This is a genomic window from Ferrovibrio sp., assembly GCF_964218355.1.
Lineage (GTDB): Bacteria > Pseudomonadota > Alphaproteobacteria > Ferrovibrionales > Ferrovibrionaceae > Ferrovibrio.
In genome coordinates this window covers 1-24,917 of record NZ_CAXPMC010000017.1, presented here as the reverse complement: position 1 = coordinate 24,917, position 24,917 = coordinate 1, and the positions used below count along the sequence as shown (strand labels likewise).

The 24,917-nt window shown below is 68.5% G+C and carries 23 protein-coding genes; 16 read left to right on the top strand and 7 right to left on the bottom strand.

Annotated features, from left to right (window positions below; translation table 11 throughout):
- Nucleotides 1-11 precede the first annotated feature (11 nt).
- From aroC to ACEQZY_RS11675, 4 genes are all read right to left on the bottom strand, one after another.
- On the bottom strand, nt 12-1,124 hold the full coding sequence (aroC, locus tag ACEQZY_RS11690) for a chorismate synthase (RefSeq protein WP_370154488.1): 1,113 nt from the start codon (nt 1,122-1,124) through the stop codon (nt 12-14).
- A 20-nt stretch (nt 1,125-1,144) separates the two neighbouring features.
- On the bottom strand, nt 1,145-1,990 hold the full coding sequence (gene fabI / locus ACEQZY_RS11685) for an enoyl-ACP reductase FabI (RefSeq protein WP_341705580.1): 846 nt from the start codon (nt 1,988-1,990) through the stop codon (nt 1,145-1,147).
- Between the two features lie 200 nt (nt 1,991-2,190).
- Entirely contained in the window at nt 2,191-3,924 is a 1,734-nt protein-coding gene (locus ACEQZY_RS11680) for a cation:proton antiporter (RefSeq protein WP_370154485.1), read from the bottom strand.
- 117 nt (nt 3,925-4,041) lie between these two features.
- Entirely contained in the window at nt 4,042-4,332 is a 291-nt protein-coding gene (locus tag ACEQZY_RS11675) for an SCP2 sterol-binding domain-containing protein (protein ID WP_341704728.1), read from the bottom strand.
- Nucleotides 4,333-4,526: 194 nt separating this feature from the next.
- On the opposite strand from ACEQZY_RS11675, the gene ACEQZY_RS11670 reads away from it, so the two are divergent.
- The 6 genes from ACEQZY_RS11670 (at nt 4,527) to ACEQZY_RS11645 (ending at nt 12,016) form a co-directional block, all read left to right on the top strand.
- The gene (locus ACEQZY_RS11670) at nt 4,527-5,411 is read left to right on the top strand and encodes an SDR family oxidoreductase (protein WP_341704727.1); all 885 of its coding nucleotides are present in this window, start codon (nt 4,527-4,529) and stop codon (nt 5,409-5,411) included.
- Nucleotides 5,412-5,415: 4 nt separating this feature from the next.
- Entirely contained in the window at nt 5,416-7,035 is a 1,620-nt protein-coding gene (locus ACEQZY_RS11665; protein WP_370154481.1) for an acyl-CoA carboxylase subunit beta, read from the top strand.
- Between the two features lie 14 nt (nt 7,036-7,049).
- The gene (locus ACEQZY_RS11660) at nt 7,050-8,207 is read left to right on the top strand and encodes an acyl-CoA dehydrogenase family protein (protein WP_341704725.1); all 1,158 of its coding nucleotides are present in this window, start codon (nt 7,050-7,052) and stop codon (nt 8,205-8,207) included.
- A gap of 139 nt (nt 8,208-8,346) precedes the next feature.
- Nucleotides 8,347-10,323: a biotin carboxylase N-terminal domain-containing protein gene (locus tag ACEQZY_RS11655; protein WP_370154479.1), complete on the top strand. Its 1,977-nt coding sequence runs from the start codon at nt 8,347-8,349 to the stop codon at nt 10,321-10,323.
- Nucleotides 10,320-10,868, top strand: a complete 549-nt coding sequence (locus tag ACEQZY_RS11650) for a GNAT family protein (RefSeq protein WP_341704723.1) — start codon at nt 10,320-10,322, stop codon at nt 10,866-10,868. Before ACEQZY_RS11655 ends, ACEQZY_RS11650 begins: the two co-directional genes overlap by 4 nt.
- A gap of 5 nt (nt 10,869-10,873) precedes the next feature.
- A complete protein-coding gene (locus tag ACEQZY_RS11645; protein ID WP_370154476.1) occupies nt 10,874-12,016 on the top strand; it encodes an acyl-CoA dehydrogenase family protein in 1,143 nt (380 codons plus the stop codon).
- On the opposite strand, the gene ACEQZY_RS11640 is transcribed toward ACEQZY_RS11645, so the two are convergent.
- On the bottom strand, nt 11,979-13,244 hold the full coding sequence (locus ACEQZY_RS11640) for a hypothetical protein (RefSeq protein WP_370154473.1): 1,266 nt from the start codon (nt 13,242-13,244) through the stop codon (nt 11,979-11,981). The genes ACEQZY_RS11645 and ACEQZY_RS11640 overlap by 38 nt on opposite strands.
- Before the next feature lie 165 nt (nt 13,245-13,409).
- Between ACEQZY_RS11640 and ACEQZY_RS11635 the strand changes: the two genes are divergently transcribed.
- From ACEQZY_RS11635 to modC, 6 genes are all read left to right on the top strand, one after another.
- A complete protein-coding gene (locus tag ACEQZY_RS11635) occupies nt 13,410-13,874 on the top strand; it encodes a hypothetical protein (protein ID WP_341705825.1) in 465 nt (154 codons plus the stop codon).
- A 108-nt stretch (nt 13,875-13,982) separates the two neighbouring features.
- On the top strand, nt 13,983-14,315 hold the full coding sequence (locus tag ACEQZY_RS11630) for a DHCW motif cupin fold protein (protein WP_341705826.1): 333 nt from the start codon (nt 13,983-13,985) through the stop codon (nt 14,313-14,315).
- A 9-nt stretch (nt 14,316-14,324) separates the two neighbouring features.
- Nucleotides 14,325-15,560 carry an MFS transporter gene (locus ACEQZY_RS11625; protein WP_370154470.1) on the top strand — a complete coding sequence of 412 codons (1,236 nt, stop codon included), beginning with the start codon at nt 14,325-14,327 and terminating at the stop codon, nt 15,558-15,560.
- A gap of 79 nt (nt 15,561-15,639) precedes the next feature.
- Nucleotides 15,640-16,470 carry a molybdate ABC transporter substrate-binding protein gene (modA, locus tag ACEQZY_RS11620; RefSeq protein WP_370154467.1) on the top strand — a complete coding sequence of 277 codons (831 nt, stop codon included), beginning with the start codon at nt 15,640-15,642 and terminating at the stop codon, nt 16,468-16,470.
- Between the two features lies 1 nt (nt 16,471).
- Nucleotides 16,472-17,164 (top strand): molybdate ABC transporter permease subunit, encoded by a 693-nt coding sequence (modB, locus tag ACEQZY_RS11615; RefSeq protein WP_370154464.1) that lies wholly within the window; start codon nt 16,472-16,474, stop codon nt 17,162-17,164.
- Nucleotides 17,161-18,294, top strand: coding sequence for a molybdenum ABC transporter ATP-binding protein (modC, locus tag ACEQZY_RS11610; protein ID WP_370154462.1), 1,134 nt, complete (start codon nt 17,161-17,163; stop codon nt 18,292-18,294). Before modB ends, modC begins: the two co-directional genes overlap by 4 nt.
- A 2-nt stretch (nt 18,295-18,296) precedes the next feature.
- Here the strand turns inward: modC and ACEQZY_RS11605 are convergent, their stop codons facing one another.
- Nucleotides 18,297-19,508, bottom strand: coding sequence for an NAD(P)/FAD-dependent oxidoreductase (locus ACEQZY_RS11605; protein WP_370154459.1), 1,212 nt, complete (start codon nt 19,506-19,508; stop codon nt 18,297-18,299).
- 169 nt (nt 19,509-19,677) lie between these two features.
- On the opposite strand from ACEQZY_RS11605, the gene ACEQZY_RS11600 reads away from it, so the two are divergent.
- Nucleotides 19,678-20,307, top strand: coding sequence for an FMN-binding negative transcriptional regulator (locus tag ACEQZY_RS11600; RefSeq protein ID WP_370154456.1), 630 nt, complete (start codon nt 19,678-19,680; stop codon nt 20,305-20,307).
- On the opposite strand, the gene ACEQZY_RS11595 is transcribed toward ACEQZY_RS11600, so the two are convergent.
- Nucleotides 20,308-20,730, bottom strand: a complete 423-nt coding sequence (locus ACEQZY_RS11595) for a PilZ domain-containing protein (RefSeq protein WP_341704432.1) — start codon at nt 20,728-20,730, stop codon at nt 20,308-20,310. It lies immediately after the preceding gene.
- A 170-nt stretch (nt 20,731-20,900) separates the two neighbouring features.
- Between ACEQZY_RS11595 and ACEQZY_RS11590 the strand changes: the two genes are divergently transcribed.
- From ACEQZY_RS11590 to ACEQZY_RS11580, 3 genes are all read left to right on the top strand, one after another.
- Nucleotides 20,901-22,154, top strand: a complete 1,254-nt coding sequence (locus ACEQZY_RS11590; RefSeq protein ID WP_341704433.1) for a pentapeptide repeat-containing protein — start codon at nt 20,901-20,903, stop codon at nt 22,152-22,154.
- Between the two features lie 112 nt (nt 22,155-22,266).
- Nucleotides 22,267-23,487 carry a pentapeptide repeat-containing protein gene (locus tag ACEQZY_RS11585; protein ID WP_370154454.1) on the top strand — a complete coding sequence of 407 codons (1,221 nt, stop codon included), beginning with the start codon at nt 22,267-22,269 and terminating at the stop codon, nt 23,485-23,487.
- 181 nt (nt 23,488-23,668) lie between these two features.
- Nucleotides 23,669-24,889: a pentapeptide repeat-containing protein gene (locus ACEQZY_RS11580; protein ID WP_341704435.1), complete on the top strand. Its 1,221-nt coding sequence runs from the start codon at nt 23,669-23,671 to the stop codon at nt 24,887-24,889.
- Nucleotides 24,890-24,917 lie beyond the last annotated feature (28 nt).

Here is a 24,917-nt window from a genome sequence, read left to right as displayed (position 1 = left end):
TGGAGGCAAGCCTAGCGCGGATCGAAGCCCGTTTTAAAGCCCCCGACCTGGCCGCGATGCCGCAGCAGCTGGTCGGCCAGCACGGCGGCCATCATCGCTTCGCCCACCGGCACCGCGCGGATGCCGACGCAGGGATCGTGGCGGCCCTTGGTGACGATCTCGGTCTCGCGGCCGAACCGGTCCAGCGTGGCGCGGGGCGACAGAATGGACGAGGTCGGCTTCACCGCGAAGCGCACCACGATGTCCTGTCCCGTGGAAATGCCGCCGAGGATGCCGCCGGCATGGTTGGACGAGAAATCCGGCCGGCCGTCTTCCGACAGCCGCATCTCGTCGGCATTCTGCTCGCCGGTCAGCCGCGCGGCGGCAAAGCCGGCGCCGATCTCGACGCCCTTGACGGCATTGATGCTCATCATCGCCGCGGCCAGTTCGGTGTCGAGCTTGCCGTAGACCGGTGCGCCGAGGCCCGCCGGCATGCCGCTGGCATGGACCTCGACCACGGCGCCCACGCTAGAGCCCGCCTTGCGGATGCCGTCGAGATAGTCTTCCCATTCCATCGCCATCTGCGGGTCCGGGCACCAGAAGGGGTTCTGTTCGGTGCCGGCCCAGTTCCAGCGGCCGTAATCGATGCTCTTCTCGCCGATCTGCACCAGGGCGCCGCGGATCGCGACCTGCGGCCCCAGCAGGGTCTTCAGCACCTGCCGCGCCACCGCACCGGCCGCCACGCGCGCCGCCGTCTCGCGCGCCGAGCTGCGCCCGCCGCCGCGATAGTCGCGGATGCCGTATTTGGCCCAGTAGGCATAATCGGCATGACCGGGACGGAACTTGTCCATGATCTCGCCGTAGTCTTTCGAGCGCTGGTCGACATTCTCGATCAGCAGCGAGACCGGCGTGCCCGTGGTCTGCCCCTCGAAGACACCGGACAGGATCTTCACGGCATCGGGTTCGCGCCGCTGGGTCACGAAGCGCGACGAGCCGGGCTTGCGCTGGTCCATCCAGTGCTGGATGTCGGCCTCGGAAAGCGGCACCCGCGGCGGCACGCCGTCGACCACGCAGCCCAGTGCCGGCCCGTGGCTTTCGCCCCAGGTGGTGACGCGGAACAGGCGGCCGTAGGTGTTGTCCGACACGGGCTGCGATCCCGGTCCGGCTATTCGGCTTTTTTGCCGCCGAGCGACAGCAGCAGGTCGGCCACGCTGGCGGCCTGGTCGGTCGCCACCATGCCCACCGCGTGATAGCCACTGTCGACGTGATGGGTCTCGCCGGTGACGCCGGCGCCGAGATCGCTGAGCAGATAGAGGCCGGCGCCGCCGACCTGCTCGATGCTGACATTGCGGCGCAGCGGTGCGTTCAGCTCGTTCCACTTCAGGATATAGCGGAAATCGCCGATGCCGCTGGCGGCCAGGGTCTTGATCGGGCCGGCCGAGATGGCATTCACACGGATGCCCTTCTTGCCGAGATCGACGGCGAGGTAGCGCACGGATGCCTCCAGCGCGGCCTTGGCGACGCCCATCACGTTGTAATGCGGCATCACGCGCTCGGCGCCGTAATAGGTGAGCGTTACGGCCGAGCCGCCCTCGGTCATCAGCTTCTCGGCACGCTGCATCACCGCCGTGAAGCTGTAGCAGCTGACATTCATGGTCAGCGCGAAGTTTTCCGGGCTGGTATCGAGATAGCGGCCCTTCAGCTCGTTCTTGTCGGAAAAGCCGATGGCATGCACCAGGAAGTCGAGCTTGCCCCAGTCCCTGCCCAGCGTTTCGAATACCGCGTCGATGGAGGCGGCGTTGGTGACGTCGCATTCCAGCACCTGGGTTGCCCCGATCGACTGGGCCAGCGGCCGCACCCGGCGCTCCAGCGCCTCGCCCTGGTAGGTGAAGGCGAGCTCCGCGCCCTGGGCGTGCACCGCCTGGGCAATGCCCCAGGCCAGCGAACGGTCATTGGCGACGCCCATGATCAGGCCACGCTTGCCGGCCATCAACGGTTGCGGATGCGACATGAATCCCTCGGAAGACTGTACTGTCAAAGTTATGGCGAAACGGCCGGCGCAGCCGCATCGTCCGGCGGCGCGCCCGGCGCGAAACACAGGCGGGCGAGATTAGCCGAAAGGCCGGCCGCCGCCAAGCGCACTAAGCCCTTCATCGGTCAAGAAAAACCGCATCGGGGACGAAGCGGCGGCCGGGGCCGGCCGGCAGCCCCTCAGCCGGCCCGCTCGCGTTCCAGCCGCTGCATCACCGCCTCGTCGGGCAGGCCGGCGCCCTGCAGGGCGAGGCCGCCCAGCTGCAGCGAGGCCTCGACGGTCTCGGCGATCACCTCGGTGGCGCCCAGCTGACGCAGCCGGTCGGCATGCAGACGGTCGCGGGCGCGGGCATAGACCGGCAGCTGCGGCCAGGCATGGCTGACCGCGGCGACCAGCCGCTCGGCCGCCGCCGGATCGTCCAGGGTGACCACCACCGCCTGGGCGCGGTCGGCATCCAGCCGGGCCAGCAGGTCGGGCCGGCTGGCATCGCCGTAATGCAGCAGGCGGCCTTCGCGCCGCTGGCGGGTGACATTGGCGGCATCGAAATCGACCGCGGCCCAGGGCACCGCTTCGGTATCCAGCAGGCGGGCGACGGTCTGGCCGACACGGCCGAAGCCGCAGATGATGACATGGCCCTCCAGTCCGTCCTGGCCGGCGCCGCCGGCCGCCGCCGCCTCGCGCTGTTCGAGGCGGGCCGCCAGCCGGCGGGCGAGGCCGGCCACCCCCGGGGTCGCCAGCATCGACAGCGACACCACCAGCAGCATGAACTGCGAGACCGCCGGCGGCAGCAGGCCGAGGCGGTCGCTCAGCCCCACCACCACGAAGGCGAATTCGCCGCCCTGGCCGAGCAGCAGCGCCATTTCCAGGGCGGTCGCGCGGCCCAGCCCGAAGGCGAGGCCGAGACCGCCGGCGATGGCGGCCTTCAATGCGAACAGGCCGATCACCGAGACGAGGATCCAGCCGGCATCGGCGAAGGCGACGCGCAGGTCGATGCCCATGCCCACCGACAGGAAGAACAGGCCGAGCAGCAGGCCCTTGAACGGCTCGATGCTGACCTCGACGGCGTGGCGGTATTCGCTCTCCGCCAGCAGCAGCCCGGCGAGGAAGGCCCCCAGCGCCATCGACAGGCCGGCGGCGCCGGTGGCGGCGGCCATGGCGATCACCACCAGCAGGGTCAGCGCCATGAACAGTTCCGGGCTTTTCGCGGCGCCGACCAGCCGGAACAGCGGCCCGAGCAGGCGGCGGCCGGCCAGCACGATCACGGCGATGGTGGCCAGCGCGATGGCCAGGGTGCGGGCCAGCTGCAGCAGCAGGCCGCTGCCGTCGCCGCCCTCGCTGCCGCCGGTTGCCGCCGCGGCCAGCAGGCCGACCAGGAACAGGATCGGCACCACGGCGAGATCCTGCAGCAGCAGGATGGCAAAACTGGCGCGGCCGGCCGGGGTGGCGGCGCGCCGGCCTTCGATCAGCAGCTGCATGACGATGGCCGTCGAGCTGAGCGCGAGGCAGGCGCCGAGCACCACGGCGGCCGGGCCGCTGTTGCCGAAGGCCAGGGCGACGCCGGCAATGGCCAGCCCGGTCAGCAGCACCTGGGCGGCGCCCAGCCCGAAGACCAGCCGCTTCATCTGCCACAGCCGGCGCAGCGACAGTTCCAGCCCGATCATGAACAGCAGGAAGATGATGCCGAATTCGGCCAGCACCCGCACGCCCTCGATCTCGCCGATGGTCACCCAGCGCAGCCAGGGCAGGCGGTCGGCGAACAGGGCCAGGCCGTAGGGGCCGATCAGGATGCCGACGAACAGGAAACCCAGCACCGGGCTCAGTTTCAGCCGGTGGAAGACCGGCACGATGATGCCGGCCGCGGTCAGGAAGATCGCGAGGTCGCGGAAATAGGGAATCTGTTCGCCATGCTCCATGCCCCATCCTCGCGGGCCGGAACCGGAACGGCAAGGCTGCCGGTGCCGTCAGGCGCAGAAAAGGGCCGGATGGCAGCGACCGCCCGGCCCCGGTTCACGCGCTGGCGGGTCCTGTGCTCAGCCGAGGATCTTCTGCAGCTTCATCGCCACGCCCATGTTTCCCTTCACCTTCAGCTTGCCCATCATGAAGGCGGTGGTGGGGTCGAGGTCGCCGGACGACAGGGCGGTGAAATTGTCCATCGAGATGGTGATGGTGCAGTCGGCCTCGGCATCGTCGTTGCTGACGGTGCCGGCATTGCCGTCGACGAAGACGATGCCGTCGTCGCCGAAATCGAACTTCACCGTGGCGTCGATCACGCCGGGGCTGACGCGCTGGCTCATGGCTTGGGTGATCTGGTCGAGCGACATGCTGGGCCTCCCTGGCTCCGGTTCGGTATCGCGATCATTGCCGCCGCGGATGACGTAACGTCAAGCCGTGTGCGGGTTTTGCGCACGCTATATTGACGCTTACGTAAGCGTCAAGTAGCGTCGATCCAACTCATAAAAAACAGCGCCGGGCATCGTATACTGCCGCCCGAACATGCGCAGGGAGAAAGCGTCCGATGAGTGCGGCCACCGGTCCGTATCGTTCCGTATTCCGCGACGGCCTGTTCGCCGGCCGCACCGTGATCGTCACCGGCGGCGGCTCGGGGATCGGCCGCTGCACCGCGCATGAGCTGGCTGCGCTGGGCGCCGAGCTCGCGCTGATCGGCCGCAAGCCCGAGAAGCTGCAGGCCGTGGCGGAGGAAATCCGCGCCGACAACCTGAATGCCGTGGTCGAGGGTTTTCCCTGCGACATCCGCGAGGAAGAGCGCGTCGCCGACACCGTGCGGCTGGTGCTGCAGCGGTTCGGAAAAATCGACGGCCTGGTCAACAATGCCGGCGGCCAGTTCCCGGCGCCGCTCAGCCAGATTTCCCAGAAGGGCTGGGATGCCGTGGTGCGCAACAACCTGACCGGCGGCTTCCTGATGGCGCGGGAATGCTACACCCAGTGGATGGCCGATCATGGCGGCGCCATCGTCAACATCGTTGCCGACATGTGGAACGGCATGCCCAATATGGGCCATTCGGGTGCGGCACGCGCCGGCATGGTCAATTTCACCGAGACCGCCGCCTGCGAATGGGGCGTTTCGGGGGTGCGGGTGAATGCCGTGGCGCCGGGCTGGATCGCGTCTTCCGGCATGGACACCTATCCCGACTGGATGAAGCCGCTGATCCGCGGCATGCGCGACCATGTGCCGCTGCAGCGGCTCGGCACCGAGGCGGAAGTTTCGGCCGCCATCGTCTGGCTGCTGTCGCCGGCGGCGGCGTTCGTCAGCGGCACGACGCTGCGCGTCGATGGCGGCGTGCCCAATGCGCGGCGGCATTATCCCCTGCCGAAACACGAGGCGTCGCAGCCCTTCGACGGTTTCCACCGGTCGGTGCGGCCGAAGGTGCTGGAGGAGTGACACGATGGCGGTGATCGCCTCGCAGGTCGACACGGCATCCGATGCCTTCCGCGACAACCGCGCGGCGATGCTGGCGCTGATCGACGGCTTCCGCGCGCTGGAGCAGAAGGTGCGCGACACCTCCAATGCCCGCCGGCCGGTTTTCGAGAAACGCGGGCAGCTCAGCCCAAGGGACCGCATCGCGCATCTGCTCGACCGCGGTTCGCCCTTCCTCGAAATCTCGACCCTGGCCGGCTGGCGCATGCATGACGACGATGGCGGCGAGAATATCATGGGCGGCGGCTTCATCGCCGGCATCGGCTATGTGTCCGGCATCCGCTGCATGGTCACGGCATCGGACAGCGGCATCAAGGGCGGCACCATCGCGCCGATGGGGCTGCGCAAGTCGCTGCGGGCGCAGGAGATCGCCCTGAAGAACTGCCTGCCGGTGGTCAATCTGGTCGAATCCGGTGGCGCCAACCTGAATTACCAGGCCGAGATCTTTGTCGATGGCGGCCGCGGCTTTGCCAACCAGGCGCGGCTGTCGGCGGCGGGCATTCCGCAGATCACGGTCGTGCATGGTTCCAGCACCGCCGGCGGCGCCTATGTGCCGGGCATGAGCGACTATGTGGTGGTGGTGAAGGGTCGGGCGAAGATCTTCCTCGCCGGGCCGCCACTGCTGAAATCCGCCACCGGCGAGATCGCCACCGACGAGGAGCTCGGCGGCGCCGAGATGCACACCCATGTCTCCGGCGTGGCGGAATATCTGGCCGAGGACGATGCCGATGGCATCCGCATCGCCCGCGAGATCATGGCCCGCCTGCCCTGGAACGAGCGCGGCCCGCAGCTGCGGAAGAAAGACTGGCGGCCGCCGGCCTGCGATATCGACGAGCTGTGCGGCATCGTGCCCGTCGATTACCGCAAGCCCTATGACGTGCGCGAGGTGATCGCGCGGCTGGTCGATGCCAGCGACTTCACGGACTTCAAGCCGACCTGGGGCAGCCATACGGTCTGCGGCCAGGCGGCCATCGAGGGCGAGGCGGTCGGCATCATCGGCAATAACGGGCCGATCGACACCGAAGGCGCCGCGAAAGCCGCGCAGTTCATCCAGCTCTGCGACCAGGCGCAGATGCCGCTGGTCTTCCTGCAGAACACCACCGGCTACATGGTGGGCAAGGAGGCCGAGCGTGCCGGCATCGTCAAGCATGGCTCGAAGATGATCCAGGCGGTGACCAATGCGCGGGTGCCCAAGCTGACCCTGCATATCGGTGCCAGTTTCGGCGCCGGCAATTACGGCATGTGCGGCCGCGCCTATGATCCGCGCTTCATCTTCGCCTGGCCCAACAACCGCATCGCCGTGATGGGCCCGGAACAGGCGGCCGGCGTGTTGGCCATCGTGACGGAAGACAAGCTGCGCCGCGCCGGCCAGGCTGTGGACGAGGCGATGATCGCCGGCATGAAGGCGAAGGTCGTGCAGAAGATGGAAGGTGAATCGACCGCCCTGTTCGCCACCGCGCGGCTGTGGGATGACGGCCTGATCGACCCGCGCGACAGCCGCCGGGTGCTGGCGCTTTGCCTTGCCGTCTGCCGCGAGGCGGATGCCCGGGAAACCAAAACGAACGCATTCGGCATCGCCCGGATGTAGGGGAGAGAACGGCCATGGAATTCACCAACGAACATGACGGCCTGCGCCGCAACCTGATCAGGTTCATCGATAGCGAGATCAACCCCCATGTCGAGGAATGGGAGCGCGACGGTGCCTTCCCGGCCCATGCGCTGTTCAAGAAGATGGGCGATCTCGGTTTCCTCGGCATCAACAAACCCACGGAATTCGGCGGCCTCGGCCTCGATTATTCCTACCAGCTGGTGATGATCGAGGCGCTCGGCCATATCAATTGCGGCGGCGTGCCCATGGGCATCGGCGTGCAGACCGATATGGGTACCCCGGCGCTGGCCCGCTTCGGCTCGGATGAACTGCGCCGCGAATTCCTCGCTCCCGCCATCGCCGGCGACCAGGTGGTCTGCCTCGGCGTGTCGGAGGTCGGCGCCGGCTCGGATGTCGCCGGCATCAAGACCACCGCCCGCCGGGACGGCGACGATTACGTGATCAGCGGCGGCAAGATGTGGACCACCAACGGCACCCAGGCCGACTGGATGTGCCTGCTGGCCAATACCGGCGAGGGGCCGATCCACCAGAACAAGTCGCTGATCTGCGTGCCGATGAAGACAAAGGGCGTCGAGATTGCCCGCAAGCTGGACAAGATGGGCATGCGCAGCTCGGATACCGCGCAGGTCTATCTCGACGACGTGCGCGTCCCGCAGCGCTACCGCATCGGCCAGGAGGGCCATGGCTTCGTCTACCAGATGCAGCAGTTCCAGGAAGAGCGCCTGTGGTGCGCCTTTTCCAGCCTGCTCGCCTTCGACCGCCATATCGACGAAACCATCGATTATACCCGCCAACGCAAGGCCTTCGGCCAGTCGATCCTCGACAACCAGGTGGTGCATTTCCGCCTCGCCGAACTGAAGACGGAAGTCGAACTGCTGCGGTCGATCAGCTACCGCGCCGCCGATCTCATGCTCAAGGGCGAGGATGTCACCCTGCTGGCCTCGATGGCCAAGCTGAAGGCCGGGCGGCTGGCGCGCGAGATCACCGATGCCTGTCTGCAGTATTTCGGCGGCATGGGCTTCATGAACGAGACGCCGATCAGCCGCGCCTACCGCGACAGCCGGCTGGCCTCCATCGGCGGCGGCGCCGACGAGGTGATGCTCAGCATCATCTCGAAATACATGGGCACGCTGCCGGGCAAGAAGAAGTGATGAACATCGTCGCTCTCAAAAGAAAAGGCGTCATGCCCGGGCTTGTCCCGGATATCCACGTCTTCCTTCTGGGATGCGGGGCCAAAGGCGTGGATGGCCGGAACAAGTCCGGGCATGACAATTGTGGGGTTGCGGAGGAATGAAACCCTTCGACACCATCCTGGTCGCCAATCGCGGCGAGATCGCCTGCCGGGTGATCCGCTCGGCCCGGGCGCTCGGCTACCGCAGTGTGGCCGTCTATTCCGATGCCGATGCCGGTGCGCCGCATGCCCAGGCGGCCGATCTGGCGCTGCGTATCGGCCCGGCCGAGGCGGCACAGAGCTATCTCAGCATCCCGGCGGTGATCGCGGCCGCGAAAGCCGCCGGCGCCGGCGCGGTACATCCGGGTTATGGTTTCCTGTCGGAAAACGATGCCTTCGCGCGCGCCTGCGCGGAGGCCGGCCTCGTCTTCATCGGCCCGCCGGCCGCGGCCATCGCCGCCATGGGCAACAAGGCGGCGGCCAAGCGCCGCATGATCGCCGCCGGCGTGCCCTGCGTGCCGGGCTACGAGGGCGAAGACCAGTCCGATGCGGCTTTGCTGCGCGAGGCGAAACGCATCGGCCTGCCGCTGATGGTGAAGGCGGCCGCGGGCGGCGGCGGCCGCGGCATGCGGCTGGTGACCGAGGCAGCCGCTTTGCCCGGCGCCATCGCCGCGGCGCGCTCGGAAGCCGAGAATGCCTTCGGCTCCGGCGAACTGATTCTCGAAAAGGCGGTCACCGGCGGCCGCCATGTGGAAATCCAGGTCTTCGCCGACAGCCACGGCAATGTGGTGCATCTGGGCGAGCGCGACTGCAGCGTGCAGCGCCGGCACCAGAAGGTGCTGGAGGAAGCGCCCTCGCCGGCGGTGGATGCGGCCCTGCGGGAAAAGATGGGGGTGGCGGCCGTGGCGGCGGCACGCGCGATTGCCTATGTCGGGGCCGGCACGGTGGAATTCCTGCTCGATGCCGACGGGAAGAGCTTCTACTTCCTCGAGATGAACACCCGCCTGCAGGTCGAGCATCCGGTCACCGAAGCCGTCACCGGCCTCGATCTCGTCGCCCTGCAGATCCGCATCGCCGCCGGTGAGGCACTGCCCTTCGCGCAGGCCGGTGTGACGCTGACCGGCCATGCCATCGAGGCGCGGCTCTATGCCGAGGCGCCGGCGCAGGGCTTCCTGCCGCAATCCGGTCTGCTGGCCGCCTGGCAGCCGCCGGCGGGCGATGGCATCCGCGTCGATCACGGCCTGCGCGCCGGCCAGACGGTCACCCCCTTCTACGATCCGATGATCGCCAAGGTGATCGCCCATGGCGCCACGCGGGAAGAGGCGCGCCGCCGGCTGATGCTGGCGCTGGAGCGCACCGTGGCGCTCGGCATCGCCACCAACCGCGCCTTCCTGCTCGACCTGCTGGCGCATCCGGATTTCGCTGCCGGCAGGGCGACGACGCAGTTCATTCCGCAGCATTTCGCCGCGCCGGCCGCGCCACAGCCGGACAGCCATCTTCTGGCGCTGGCGGCCCTGCTGTGGTTCGAGGCATCGGCCGCGGCGCAGGGCCATGATCCGGCCCGCGCCTGGTATTCCGGCGGCGGCTTCACCTGGCCCCTGCGGCTGGAATATGGCGAGACCAGACACATGGCCGGCGTTGCCGTCACGGGGCCGGACCGCTATCGAATCGGCGACGCGGAGATAGCCGTGCGCGGCCGTGCGCCTGGCCGGCTGCAGGCCGCCATCGACGGCACCGAGCGGGCGGTGGATTACGTGTTTGCCGGCGATGTGCTGCATCTGGCCTGCGGCAGGGCAGACCTTGCCGTGCGCGAGACCCTGCATGCGCCGCCCGGCGCGGCGGAAGGCGCCGCCGAGCGGGAATTGCGGGCGCCGATGAATGGCAGGATCGTCGCCGTGCTGGCGGCCGAAGGGGAAAGCGTGACACGCGGCCAGCGCATCGTCATCATGGAAGCCATGAAGATGCAGCATGAACTGGTGGCGCGCTGCGATGCCACCGTGGAGAAACTGCCCGTGCGGGTCGGCGACCAGGTGGCGACGCGGCAATTGCTGGCGGCGCTGGCGCCGCTGGCCACCGAACAGGATCGCGCGCCGTGAGCGAGACGGTGCCCGCGCCGACAGACAGCATCACGCTCCGCACCATCCGCGAGAGCGATGCCGAGGGCTACCGTGCCTGCCTCGACCGGGTGGCGGCCGAGCGGCGGTATCTCGCCTTCACCGCAGCGCCACCGCTGGCGGAGGTACGCTTCTACATCAAGGCGATGCTGCAGCGCGACCTGCCCTTCATCGTCGCCGCGGATGCCGATGACCGCGTGGTCGGCTGGTGCAACATCCATGTGGTGCCGCCCAGCGAACATCGCGGCGGTTTCAGCCATGTCGGCGCCGTCGGCATGGGTCTTGATGCGGCCTGGCGCGGCCAGGGCCTGGGGCGCCGCATGCTGAACGAGGTGTTCGAGCGGGCCGGCCGTGCCGGCATCGAGCGGGTCGAGCTGCAGGTCTATGCCAGCAACGAAAGCGCCGTGAAGCTGTATCGCAAATTTGGCTTCGTCACCGAGGGCGTGAAGACCCGCGCCCGCAAGATCGACGGCCGCTATGACGACATCATCATGATGGCGCGGCTGCGCCCGCCGCAGAAGACCTGAACATCATGCGCGGCGCCTCGCCCTATTACACGGCCGAGCACGAGGCTTTCCGCGACCAGCTGCGCCGCTTCGTCGATCGCGAGATCGCGCCCCATGCCGCCGCCTGGGACGAGGCCGGCGAATTTCCGCGGGAGCTTTACAGGAAAGCGGCGGCCGTCGGCCTGCTCGGGCTGAATTTCCCCGAAGACTACGGCGGCATCCCCGCCGACCGCTTTTACGCCATCATCGCCGGGCAGGAACTGGCGCGCGCCGGATCGGGCGGCGTGGCGGCCTCTCTGCTCAGCCACACCATCGGGGCGCCGCCGGTTGCGAAACTGGGCAGCGAGCATCTGAAGCGCAAAGTGCTGCCCGGCGTGCTGGCCGGCGAAAAGATCTCGGCGCTGGCGATCACCGAGCCCGGCGGCGGCTCGGACGTGGCCAACCTGAAGACCGTGGCGAAGCGGGACGGCGAGGATTATATCGTCCGCGGCGAGAAGACTTTCATCACCTCCGGTATGCGGGCGGATTTCTACACCGTGGCGGTGCGCACCGGCGGCCCCGGCATGGGTGGCATCTCGCTGCTGCTGGTCGAGCGCGACACGCCCGGGTTCACCCGCACGAAGCTGGAGAAGATGGGCTGGTGGGCCTCGGATACCGCGACCCTGCATTTCGACGACTGCCGGGTGCCGGCGGAGAACCTGATCGGGCCGGAGAATGCCGGCTTCCGCGGCATCATGCTCAACTTCAACGACGAGCGACTGGGGCTGGCGGCCTCCTGCACCGGCTTTGCCCGCACGGCCTATGACGAGGCGCTGGATTATGCCCGCCTGCGCGAAACCTTCGGCCAGCCGCTGATCCGCCACCAGGTGATCCGGCACAAGCTGGTCGATATGGCCCAGCGCATTGAGGCGACCCAGGCGTTTCTCGAACGCGTGGCTTATGCGCTCGACCAGGGCGAAAGCCCGGTGGCGGAATTGTGCATGCTGAAGAACCAGGCCACCCAGACCATGGCCTTCTGCGCCTCGGAAGCCGTGCAGATTCTCGGTGGTGCCGGCTATATGCGCGGCTGCAAATCCGAGCGCATCTACCGCGAGGTGAAGGTGAATGCCATCGGCGGCGGCACCGAGGAAATCATGAAGGATCTGGCGAGCCGTCAGCTGGGGTGGTAAGCATTTTGTCGAGCCAGTCAGGGCCGTGCTCAGCATAGCCGTGCATCATCGCCAGATAGGCGAAGGTCTGTTCCTCGATTGAATGGTCTCCGAAGGAAAGCATGCGTTCGAATATCTGGTCATAGAGTTCCCGGGCCTCCTGCCGCTTTCCCAGATCGGCGAGAATCTTGACCCGGTGCAGCAGGTCGTTGCAGGCGCGATCCCGCTTGTGGAAATCCTCTCCGAGACTCTCGAGGGTCACGCCGCATCGGTCGAAGGCTTCCAGGGCTTCGGCATGGCGGCCAAGCCGGTTCAGGCAGCGTGCCTTGATCAGAAAAGCTCCCTGCAGGGAGCCTTCAGCCATATCGATTTCTCCCTGCCCTTCCCTGAGCCGGCGCGGCCGGGCGATGGTTGTCATCCAGTCTTCGAAGGCATCCACATGGGCCACGGCGTCCTCGAACCGCTCCAGCTTTTCGCAGCAGTTGCACCGGCTCATCATGGCGCCGGCCTGGATGAAAAAGGCCGAAGGATCGAGGCGGTCGGCATAGGCAATGGCTTCGTCGAATAGCGGAAAGGCCTCTTCCCGCCGCTCGTCGTCCATTTTCATCCCGTCGGCATACCGGACCAGGAGATTCGCCACCCGCCGGCGAATCCAGTATTCCGGATCCTCCTGCCAGCGTGTGCGAATGTCGGCAATCTTCTCTGCTGCCGCATCGAGCCAGCCGCGACCGATCAGGATTTCCGCATGATTGCAGAAGGCCCGCACGACCTGCATCTGCGTGTCCGGGTCCGGGTCGTCGATATAGCGGCCGGCCTCTTCATAGTATTTTTCGGCTTCCGTCAGGTTGTCCTGATCCTCCTCGAAGCGGCCTGCTTCGAGGAAATGGGCGGCCATGGTGCGGCGGACCTGCGGATCTTCGCTGTCCCGCCACGTATAGGCGACATCCTGGAAATCACGGCGGGCCTCTTTGCTGCGCCCCAGCTGGGCGAGGAACTGGGCGCGGCGGAAGAGAGCCGCCACCATGTACCGCTGCACCTCCGGTGCCTCGTTGCCGTTAAGCCGCAGGATCACCGCGCGCACGCAGTTGAAGGCGAGTTCGACATCCTGCGGCTCGCCCTCCGGCCGCTCCATCTCGCGGTCGCAGGTATCGAGCAGGCATTGGTCGATATCGCCGGCGCCGGCACCGCCGGCGCGGGCCACGATCTCGGCGGCGATCTCGGCAGGGGAGGGGCTGCTGTCTGCGGCCATGGCTGGGCTCCGGTCTGTCTGGCCCGGAGAGCGTACAAACAAAAAACAGACAGGCAATAAGACGATGTTCCTTGTGACCCTGTGCCCATATCCGCGTATGCGGCGTCAGCGATGCGCCTTGACCTGCCGCAATCCGGCGGCGGTCCGCCCGCGCTAGTCTGCTGTATGCCCGACGACCTTCTCATCGCCCGCGCCCTGCATCTGCTGTCCCTGGTGGTCTGGTTCGGCGGCGTGGCGTTCGTTGCGCTGGTGGTGCTGCCGCTCGCCCGCCGGCAGCCGACGGTCGAGCAGAAGCTGGCGCTGTTCGAGGGGATCGAGCGGCCTTTCGGGCGTATCGCCCGCTGGTCGGTGGCGCTGGCGGGCCTGAGCGGCCTGTGGATGCTGCGCAACCGCGAACTCTGGTACCGCTTCGCCGAGCCGTCCTTCTGGTGGATGTGGGCCATGGTCGCCCTGTGGCTGGTCTTCGCGCTCGTGCTCTATGTGGCCGAGCCGCTGTGGCTGCATGCGGCCTTCGCGCGCTGGGCCCGGCGCGATGCAGCCGCCGCCTTCGCCTGGGCGCAGCGGCTGCATCTCCTGCTGCTGCTGGCCGGGGCCATCACCATTGCCGGGGCGGTGGCCGGAAGCCACTGAAATCGCGTCCGCATCGATTGTCGCCCGACAATTCCGCGCTGGCATGGCCGGCCGGCGCGGCGTAAGAACGGATATCGCCACCCGGGACACAACAAGAAGCCGCCCGCCATGCAGATGTCCGACATTCCCTTCGGCACCACCGACTGGTCCGAAGTCGAACCCACCCGCCATGCCGGCGAGACCGGCGCGGCGGTCTGGCGCACCCGCCAGTTCGGCCCGATCCGTGTCCGCCGCGTCGATTACTCGCCGCATTACCTGGCCGATCACTGGTGCGAGAAGGGCCATATCCTGTTCGTGCTGGACGGCGAGCTGGTCACCGAGCTGAAGGATGGCCGCGTCTTCACGCTGACGCCCGGCCAGTCCTACCAGGTGGCCGACCATGCCGAGCCGCACCGCTCGCGCACCGGCGATGCCGGCGCGAAGCTGTTCATCGTCGACTGAGCCGCCGTGATGACCGACCGGCACGGCATCGAATCCCGTTATGCATGGCTGCGCCTGCTGGCCAGCGTCGGGCTCGGCACCATCGGCGGCGTCGGCATGTGGTCGATCGTCGTCGCCCTGCCCGCCGTACAGGCGGAATTCGGCGTCGATCGCGGCGGCGCCTCGCTGCCCTATACCGCCACCATGGTCGGCCTGATGACCGGCACGGTGCTGATCGGCCGGCTGTCCGACCGTTTCGGCCTGATGCGGCCGGCGATGCTGGCCGTGCTGCTGCTGGCTTCCGGCTATGTGGCGACGGCCTTCGCGCCGGACATCACGGTCTTTGCCCTGCTGTATGGCGCGCTGATCGGGCTGGGCGGCGCGGCGATGTTCGCGCCGCTGATCGCCGACATCTCCATGTGGTTCGCCGGCCGCCGCGGGCTCGCCATCGGGCTGGTGGCCAGCGGCAACTATTTCGCCGGCACGCTGTGGCCGCCGGTGGTCGAGCATTTCATCACCACCGCCGGCTGGCGCGCCACCCATATCGGCATTGCCGGCGTGCTGGTGGTCACCATGCTGCCGCTGCTGCTGGTGCTGCGGCACCGGCCGCCGGTGCAGCCCGAGCCGGCGGCCGTGGCCGCCGGCCAGCCGGTCTTCGGCAGCCGGCCGCTCGGCCTCGACCGCCGCCTGGTGCAGGGCCTGCTGGTGATTGCCGGCGTGTGCTGCTGCGTCGCCATGTCGATGCCGCAGGTGCATATCGTCGCCTACTGCGTCGATCTCGGCTACGGGCCGGCCCGCGGTGCCGAGATGCTGTCGCTGATGCTGGGCCTGGGTATCGTCAGCCGGCTGGCTTCGGGCTGGATTCTCGACCGCATCGGCGGCCTGCCCACCCTGCTGCTGGGTTCGGTGCTGCAGGCGACGGCGCTGGCTTTCTACCTGCCCTTCGACGGCCTGATGTCGCTGTATGTGATTTCCGGCCTGTTCGGCCTGGTGCAGGGCGGCATCGTGCCGAGCTATGCCTTCATCATCCGCGAGCTGTTTCCCGCCCGCGAGGCCGGCTTCCGCGTCAGCCTCACCATCTCGGCCACCATGGCCGGCATGGCGCTGGGCGGCTGGCTGTCGGGGGCCATCTACGACGCCACCGGCAGCTATCAGGCCGCGCTGATCAACGGCGTGGCCTGGAACCTGGTCAATGCACTGATCGCGGTCTTCCTGCTGCAGCGCCTGCTGCGCCGCCTGCCGGCCGCACCGGCGGCGGCCGGCTGAACGGCCGGCTCCCGGCGGGCGGCGGTTGCCGTCCGGCATCCCGCGTTATAGTCTTCCGTACATAACGAAGGGAATGCCCATGCCTCCGGTCCTGTACCGCATGCGGGTGGAGCCGCCTGCGAGGCGGCCTGCCGGGATTTTTGCCGCTGCCGTGCTCGCCGGCGCGATTCTTGCCGGCGCGGTGCCGCGGCCGGCACGGGCCGGCGACCTGCTGGTCTTTGCCGCGGCCAGCCTGAAGACCGCACTGGCCGAAATCGATGCGGGCTGGCGGCCATCCGGCATCCGGACTTCCTTCGCCGGCTCCGCGGCGCTGGCCAGGCAGATCGAGGCCGGCGCACCGGCCGATGTGTTCATCTCCGCCGATCTCGCCTGGATGGACTACCTTCAGAAAAAGGACCTGGTGCGGGCTTCGACCCGCAGCAGCCTGCTCGGCAACCGCATCGTGCTGGTGGTGCCGGCGGCCAGCGCGGCCAGTGTGCGGATTTCGCCGGCGCTCGATCTCGCCGGGCTGCTCGGGGCGGAGGGCCGCCTCGCCATGGCCGATACCAGCGCGGTGCCGGCGGGGAAATACGGCAGGGCGGCGCTGCAGACGCTGGGGCTGTGGGACGGCGTCGCCGGCCGCATTGCCCAGGCCGAAAACGTGCGGGCGGCGCTGGCGCTGGTGGCCCGCGGCGAGGCGCCGCTGGGGATCGTCTATGCCACCGATGCCGCCGCCGAACCGAAGGTGCGCGTGGCCGACGCCTTCCCGGCCGGCAGCCATCCGCCGGTCATCTACCCGGCGGCTGTTCTGGCCGCCTCCCGCAATCCGGCGGCCCCGGCCTATCTGGCCTATCTGCGCAGTCCGGCTGCGCGGGCCGTGTTCGAGCGGCAGGGCTTCACGGTTCTCGCCGGACCGGCAGGGGCGGACTGACATGTTCGTGCTCACCCCGGAAGAGATCACCGCGATCCTGCTGAGCCTGAAGGTGGCGGCCGTTGCCATGGCCGCCAGCCTGCCCTTCGGCATCGCGGTCGCATGGCTGCTGGCCCGGCGCGATTTCCCGGGCAAGGCGCTGGTTGATGCCCTGGTGCACATGCCGCTGATCCTGCCGCCGGTGGTGACGGGCTATGCCCTGCTGCTGCTGTTCGGCCGCCGCGGGTTACTCGGCGGCTGGCTGGGCGACCAGCTCGGCATCGTGCTGGCCTTCCGCTGGACCGGTGCGGCGCTGGCCTGCGCGGTGATGGGCTTTCCGCTGCTGGTGCGGGCCATTCGTCTCTCGATCGAGGCGATCGACCCCAGACTCGAGGCCGCCGCCGGCACGCTCGGCGCCGCTCCGGCTTTCGTCTTCCTCACCGTCACCCTGCCGCTGATGCTGCCCGGCATTCTCGCCGGCATGGTGCTCAGCTTCGCCCGCGCCTTCGGCGAATTCGGCGCCACCATCACCTTTGTCTCCAACATCCCGGGCGAGACGCAGACGCTGCCCACGGCGATCTATGTCTTCACCCAGGTGCCCGGCGGCGATGCCCAGGCCCTGCGGCTGACCCTGGTGGCGGTGGCGATTGCCGCCGCCGCGCTGATCGGCTCGGAAATCCTCGCCCGGCGCGTGGGCAGGCAGGTGCGCGGATGAGCCTCGAGATCGCGCTGCGGCATCGCCAGGGCGATTTCGCGCTGGATGCCGCCTTCAGCTGCGCCGGCGGCATCACGGCCCTGTTCGGCCGCTCCGGCGCCGGCAAGACCACACTGGTCAACCTGATTGCCGGGCTGGAGCGGCCCAATGGCGGCGGCCGCATCGCCATCGACGGCCGCGTGCTGGTCGACACGGATGCCGGCCTCTTCGTGCCGCCGCACCGGCGCCGCATCGGCTATGTGTTCCAGGAAGGCCGGCTGTTTCCGCATCTCGACGTGCGGCGCAACCTGCTCTATGGCCGCGTCTTCGCCCGCGACCGCAGGGATGCGATCGCCTTTGACGAGGTGATCGGCCTGCTTGGGATCGGCGATCTGCTGGATCGCCGCACCGGCGGCCTGTCCGGCGGCGAGAAGCAGCGGGTGGCGATCGGCCGTGCGCTGCTGGCACGGCCGCAGGTGCTGCTGATGGACGAGCCGCTGGCGGCGCTGGATGCCGCGCGCAAAGAAGAGATCCTGCCGTATCTGGAGCGCCTGCGGGCACAGCTGCGCCTGCCGGTGGTCTATGTCAGCCATGCCCTGCCGGAAGTGCTGCGGCTGGCCGACCAGCTGGTGCTGCTGGAGGAGGGCCGGGTGCGCGCCGCCGGGCCGCTGGCCGATCTCGCCGCCACGCCGGGCCTGCTGCCCGCCGATGGCGAGGGCCACGAGGCCGGCGCGGTGCTGATGGCCGAGGTGGTCGGGCATGACGGGGATTACGGCCTGACGCTGCTGCGCACGCCGGCCGGACCGGTGCGCGTGCCGCATCTGGATCATGCCCCGGGCAGCCGGCTGCGGCTGCGCATCCGGGCCCGCGACATCACCCTGGCACTGGGCCCGCCGGGCGACACCAGCGCCCTCAATGTGCTGCCCGGTATGATCGCCGCCATCGGCGGGGCGGGCCGCGGTCCCGGCGATGCCATGGTCGACCTGCGGCTCGATTTCGGCGGCGCCGCCCTGCTGGCCCGCGTGACCCGGCTGTCCGTCGACCGGCTCGGCCTGGCGCCGGGGGTCGCGGTCTATGCAATGGTCAAGGCCGTGGCCGTGGCCGGCCGCGATTTCGGCGGCCGGCCCGTGTCAGATCCGGCGGGCGGGTGACGTCACCGGCCGGACAGCCGGGCGATCACGCCGCGGCCGGCAGCGGCTCCGGTGGCCAGGCAGCCCTGCAGCAGATAGCCGCCGGTGGGCGTCTCCCAGTCCAGCATCTCGCCGGCCACGAAGACGCCCGGCCTTCTGCGCAGCATGAGATGCGCATCCACCTCGTCCAGCGCGATGCCGCCGGCGGTGGAGATCGCGCGGGCCAGGCCGAAGGGCGCGGTCAGGCGCAGGGGCAGGGCCTTGATCAGGGCGGGCAGCGGGGTCGTGTCGCCGCCATGCAGGGCCTCCTGCACCAGGCCGATGGCAACCGGCGACAGGCCGGCGCGCTTGCGCAGGAAACCGGACAGCGAAGCGCCACGCCTGGGTTCGGCCAGCCGCGCCGCCAGGGTTGCGGCATCGAGATCGGGATGCAGGTCGAGATGCAGAAGCGCCGCACCGTCGCGGGCGATGGCGTCGCGCAGCGCCGCCGACAGGGCATAGACCACGCCGCCCTCGATGCCGGCGGCCGCGATCATCGCCTCGCCGCGGATGCGCTGCCCGGCAAAGGTCAGGGCAACGGGTTTCACCGGCTGGCCGGCATGGCGGCTGCGGAAGGGCGCCGACCATGCCACGGCAAAACCGCAATTGGCCGGCCGGAGCGGCGTGATGGCGATGTCCGGCAGCAGCGCCGTCCAGCCGCCATCGGCACCGAGCCGGGGCCAGGAGGCACCGCCCAGCGCCAGCACCACCGCATCCGCGGCGAAGCGGCGGCCATCGGCGAAGGCAAGGGCGCCGGTTTCGTCCCAGCCGGTCCAGTCGGCACGGGCCGCAATGGCGCCGCCGAGATCCGCCAGCCGCGCCAGCCAGGCGCGCAGCAGCGGGCTGGCCTTCATGGCGCGGGGAAAGATGCGGCCGCTGCTGCCGGTGAAGACCGGCTGGCCGAGGCTTTCGCACCACGCCGTCAGGGCCGCCGGCGGAAAGGCATCGAGATGCGGCGCCATCCACGCAGCGGCGGCGCCGTAGCGGGCGGTGAACGCGGCCAGCGGTTCGGAATGGGTGAGGTTGAGGCCGCCGCGGCCGGCCATCAGCAGACGGCGGCCCAGGCTCGGCATGCGGTCGAACACCGTCACCGCGAGGCCGGCAGCGGCCATCACCTCGGCGGCCATCAGGCCGGCCGGGCCGCCGCCGATCACCGCGACACGGGGGGAATGGGAAGGAAGGCTGTTGCTCTGCATGGGCCGGATTGCTGCTGCCGTGGCCCTGCATGGCACAGAAGCGGCGCCGGCGCATCCCTCCGGGCCGGTCGAAACCGGCTCCATCATTTTTCCGCAAACCGGATATTCTGCCGGACCGGCCGGCGGTCTATATCCGCGTCCGGCCAGAAGCCAGCCCGAGGAAACCGCCATGTACGTGCCCCCGCATTTCCGCGACACCGACCTGCCGAGCCTGCATGCCGCCATGCGCGCGGCGCGGCTGCCCAGCCTGGTGACCGCCACGGCCGAAGGCCTGGTCGCCACGCCGCTGCCGCTGATCCTTGCAGAGGCGGAGGGCGAATACGGCACCCTCTACGGCCACGTGGCCAAGGCCAATCCGCAGTGGAAGCTTGCGCCGGTGGGAGAGGCGATGGCGATCTTCACCGGCCCCGATGCCTATGTCTCGCCGGGCTGGTATGCGACCAAGCAGGAAACCGGCAAGGTGGTGCCGACCTGGAACTACGTTGCCGTGCATGCCTATGGCCCGGTCGAGTTCTTCACCGATGCGGACCGGCTGCTGGATGTCGTCACGCGGCTGACCGAGCGGCACGAGACCGGGCGCGCCGCGCCCTGGGCAGTCAGTGACGCGCCGGCGGATTTCATCCGCGCGCAGCTGAACGGCATCGTCGGCCTGCGGCTGCCGATCGCCCGGCTGGATGGCAAGCGCAAGCTGAGCCAGAACCGCAGCGCAGCCGACCGGGCCGGGGTGATTGCCGGCCTGGCGGACAGTGCGGATGCAACGGATCGTGCGATGGCGGCGATGATTCCGCCGCCGGACTGATCAGCCGGCGGTTTTCTTCTTCGCCGTCGGATCGTGCGGCCGGCCGGCATTCAGCATCAGCAGGGCCATGTCGTCGAGATCGGTCGACAGCCGGCTGAGGGTGACGCCGCCGGCATGCAGCAGGCAGTGGATGCCGCGCTCGCTGATCGCCTTCACGGTGGCGGCGACCGGCTTCTCGCCGGCCAGATGCAGCTTGATGCGGCTGCCGACCGGCAGGTCGAGGCGGGGCGCGAACAGGCAGCCCTGCAGCGACAGGTTGGTCACCGTGCCCTCGATGCTGCCGCCGGGATGGTCGAGCCGCGCCGGGATCAGGGTGTCGCGGCGGTCGAAGCGGCGGCGGTTGCGGGCATCGTCCTCGGCGGTATTGTCGGCCGTGACAGGCGCGGCACTGCTGATGGGGGCGGTGGTCTTGGCGGGTGCCATTCCTGCTGTTCTCCGGCGTTTCGCCTCAGACTAGCCATCCGGCCCGGGTGATGGAAGGGAAATTGCCGTGGATGTCCCGTGACAAAAACATGGCGCCCCGGAAGACGTTTATTTAAAGTAGCACCCGAGTCGTTCCTGTCTCTGCCATTGTTTCCTAACTGAAGTCCGCCATGACCGCCCGCCTGCCGCCAGAGGCTGTAATCTGGGCCCTGTCGCGACATAACGCCTATCTCAACAGCCGGCCGGGCGGCGAACGCCTGCAGCGCCGCGGCGAGGATTTTGCCGATCTCAAGCTGGACGGGGCCGTGTTCGACGATGCGATCCTGCCGGGTTGCAGCTTTGCCGCCGCCTCGCTGAAAGCCGCGCAGTTCATCCGCTCCGATCTGTTCAGCGCCGATTTCTCCCGCGCCGACCTGACCCACACCCAGTTCGACCGCGCCGACCTGCGCGGCGCCAATTTCCTGATGTCGGTGCTGAAGCAGACTTCGTTCCGCCAGGCCGACCTGCGGCCCGGCCAGATCGTCCAGCATGTGAAGGATGACGAGCGCGGCACCTCGGAAAAGCGCGAGGATGTGCCGGTCAACATGTCTGGCGCCAATCTCGAAGAGGCCAATCTCGGTCATGCCAACATGGACCAGGCCAATCTCTCCAATGTCCGCGCTGTCGGCGCCAGCTTCTCGTCGGCCTCGCTGTTCGCCGTCAACCTGACCGGTGCCAATCTCCAGGGCGCCGATTTCTCGGGCGCGCGGCTCAAGGAAACCACCTTCGTCGGGGCCGATCTGACCGGTGCCAAGCTGGCCGGCTGCGACCTGCGCGGCGCCAACCTGCGCAGCGTCGACCTGTCGGATGTCGACCTGACCGGCGCCAACCTGCAGGGGGCCGTCTATCGCGACCGGCAGATCGAGCTGCCGCCCGAGGTCGAGGCCAAGCTGGCTGCCCATGGCAAGTGGATCGCCTCGAACGGCCAGGAGGGCGAGCGCGCGGTCTTCAGCAACATGAAGCTGCCGGGCGTCGATTTTTCCAGCTGCGACCTGCGCGCCGCGGTGTTCCACGAGACCAACCTGGCCGGCGCCTTTTTCACCCGCTCGCAGCTGCTGTTCACCAGCTTTGCCGGTGCCGACCTGCGCAAGGCGAATTTCGACCAGGCCAGCATGGGCGGTGCCAATCTGGCCGGGGCGCTGCTGGCCGGCGCGGTGATGCGCGGAACCCAGCTGGTCGGCGTGGATATCTACAACGCGCTGAACCAGCGGACCGGCAAGATCATTTTTCCGCGCTTCGACAATGCCGACCTGACCGGCGCCGATCTGCGCGGCGCCGTGGTCGAGGGGGTCGATTTCAGCAGCACGACCTTCGAGAAGGTTAACATTTCCGGCACCGAATTGCGGCAATGCACCGGCATGAGCAGCCGCCGCCGCACCGGGTAATCCGTCACAGACCGGCAATTGTCCGTTTGCCAATCATGGTTTCTGTGTCGTAGGGTTGTATTGTAATCCTGCGCAAGCAATTATCATTAGAATTCGTCAGAATTCCGAAGCCATGGCCGAACGGATCATCCCCCCCAACGAGATACAGGTCGTGCTGTCCCGGCATGCGGCCTTTCTGGCCGGCCGTCCGGGCGGCGTGCGGCTGCAGCAGCCCGGCGGCCAGTATTCCCGGCTGCGGCTGGACGGCGTGATGCTGGACGATGCCGTGCTGCCGCGCTCGGAATTCGCCGACAGCTCGCTGGCCGGGGCACAGCTGCGCCGCGCCGACCTGTTCTGCGCCGATTTCCAGAATGCCGACCTGACCCGGGTGGTGTTCGACCGCGCCGACCTGCGCGGGGCCAATCTGTGCCGCGCCGTGCTGCGCCACGCCTCGCTGAGCCAGGTCGATCTCAGACCCGGCCAGATCATGATCGCCGACACCAGCGAGAGCCAGCAGGTCAATGCCAATCTCGATGGCGCCAAGCTGGACGGGGCGAAGCTGAACAATGCCCAGCTCGATCAGGCCAGCATGGCGGTATCCTCGGCCAAGGGTGCCTCCTTCGCCAATGCCAGCCTGTTCGGCGTCAATCTTGCCGGGGCCGATCTCGAGGGCGCCAATCTCGCCGGGGCGCGGCTGAAGGATGCCAATCTGGTCGGCGCCAATCTCGCCGGCGCGCAGATGAAAGGCGCCGATCTGCGCGGCGCCAACCTGCGCAATGTCGACCTGACCCGGGTCGACATGGAGGGCGTGTCGCTGCAGGGCGCTGTCTACCGCAAGGGAGCGCCGCTGCCGCCTGAAGTCGAGGCGATCCTGCAGCGGCACAGCCTGTGGATCGCGACTGGCGGCGATGAGGGCGACCGCGCGGTGCTCAGCGGCCTCGAACTCGATGGCTGCAGCTTTGCCGGCTGCGACCTGCGTGCCGCCGAACTGCACGGCACGTCGCTGAACGGTGCCGACTTCACCTCGGCGCAGCTGATGTTCGCCAGTTTCGCCCAGGCCAGGCTGCGCGAGGCGGTGTTCGACCTGGCCGAGGCCAGCGGCACCAATTTCGCCGAGACCGATCTGGCGAAAAGCCGCTGGCGTGGCACCCGGGTGGTCGGCGTCGACATCTACAACACCCGCAGCCAGCGCACCGGCAAGACCGTCTATCCGCGCTTCCTCAATGCCGACCTGTCCGGGGCCGATCTGCGCGGGGCCGTGCTGGAGGGCATCGACTTCACCGGGGTGAAGCTGGACGGTACCAACCTCGCGGGCGCCGACCTGCGCGACTGCACCGGCCTGCGCAAGGGCTGAGGCCGCGCCCGCCGGTTACCGGATTTCAACTGCACGGCAGGGGCTGCGGCCGCTACATCTGTTCTGCCGCACCAGTCGGTCGTCAGGGAGTGGAATCACCCTTGCGACGGGTATGACTGGCAGATTAATCTAGTTACTAGAACGTTAACGAAGTTCTTACTCGCAAGGAGAGTCTTGGCCCATGGCGGAGCTGCGCTTCCCGCCGCAGGAAGTAACGGTTGCCCTGTCCCGCCATGCCGCATGGTCGGGCGGACGGAGCGATGGCGAGCGGCTGCAGCGCAAGGCCGAGAATTTCTCCTTCCTGCGGCTGGATAACGCCAAGCTGAACGATGCCGTGCTGGCCCGCTGCCAGTTCACCGGCGCGTCCATGGTCAAGGCCGAGCTGCGTCGCGCCGACCTGTTTGCCGTGGATTTCATGCGGGCCGACCTGTCGGGGGCCGTGCTCGACCGCAGCGACCTGCGCGGGGCCAACATGATGCGCACCATCCTGCGCGGCGCCTCGCTGAACCAGGCCGATCTGCGGCCCGGGCAGATCCTGCTCGACAGCGGCGGCACCAAGTCGCTGGCGGCCAACCTGAGCGAGGCCAAGCTCGATGGCGCCGACCTGCGCGCCGCCCAGCTCGACGAGGCCAACCTGTCGGTCTCGTCGGCGACCGGCGCCAATTTTTCCAATGCCAGCCTGTTTGCCGTCAACCTGGCCGGCGCCGATCTCTCCGGCGCCAACCTGACATCGGCGCGGCTGAAGGACGTCAATCTCGTCGGTGCGCGGCTTGAGGGCGCGCTGCTGCAGGGCGCCGATCTGCGCGGCGCCAACCTGCGCAACTGCGACCTGTCAAAAGTGAACCTGAAGGGCGTCGACCTGTCGCATTCGGTCTACCGCAAGGCGGCGAACCTGCCCGCCGAGGTCGACGTGATCCTGCAGGCGCACAGCCGCTGGATCGCCACCGGCGGCGCCGACGGCCAGCGCGCCATCCTCAGCGCCATGAAACTGGCCGGCTGCGATTTCTCCAGCTGCGACCTGCGCGGTGCCGAGCTGCACGGCGCCGACCTGAAAGGTGCCGATTTCACCTCGGCACAGCTGCTGTTCGCCAGCTTTCTCGGCGCCGACCTGCCGCATGCGAATTTCGATCAGGCCGATCTTGGCGGCGTCAATTTCACCAGTGCCAATCTGGCCGGGGCCACCTTCCGCGGTGCCAAGCTGGTCGGCGCGCCGCTGTTCAGTGCCGCGGCCGGCACCACGGGCCGCACCATCTATCCGATCCTGACCGGCGCCGATCTGACCGGCGCCGATCTGCGCGGCGCGGTGCTCGATCATATCGATCTCAGCGGTGCCAAGCTGTCGCGGGTCAACCTGGCCGGTGCCGACCTGCGCCATTGCGCCGGGCTCAGCGGCGCCGCGTAGCGCCCTTCCGTCTTTCCTGATCCGGCAG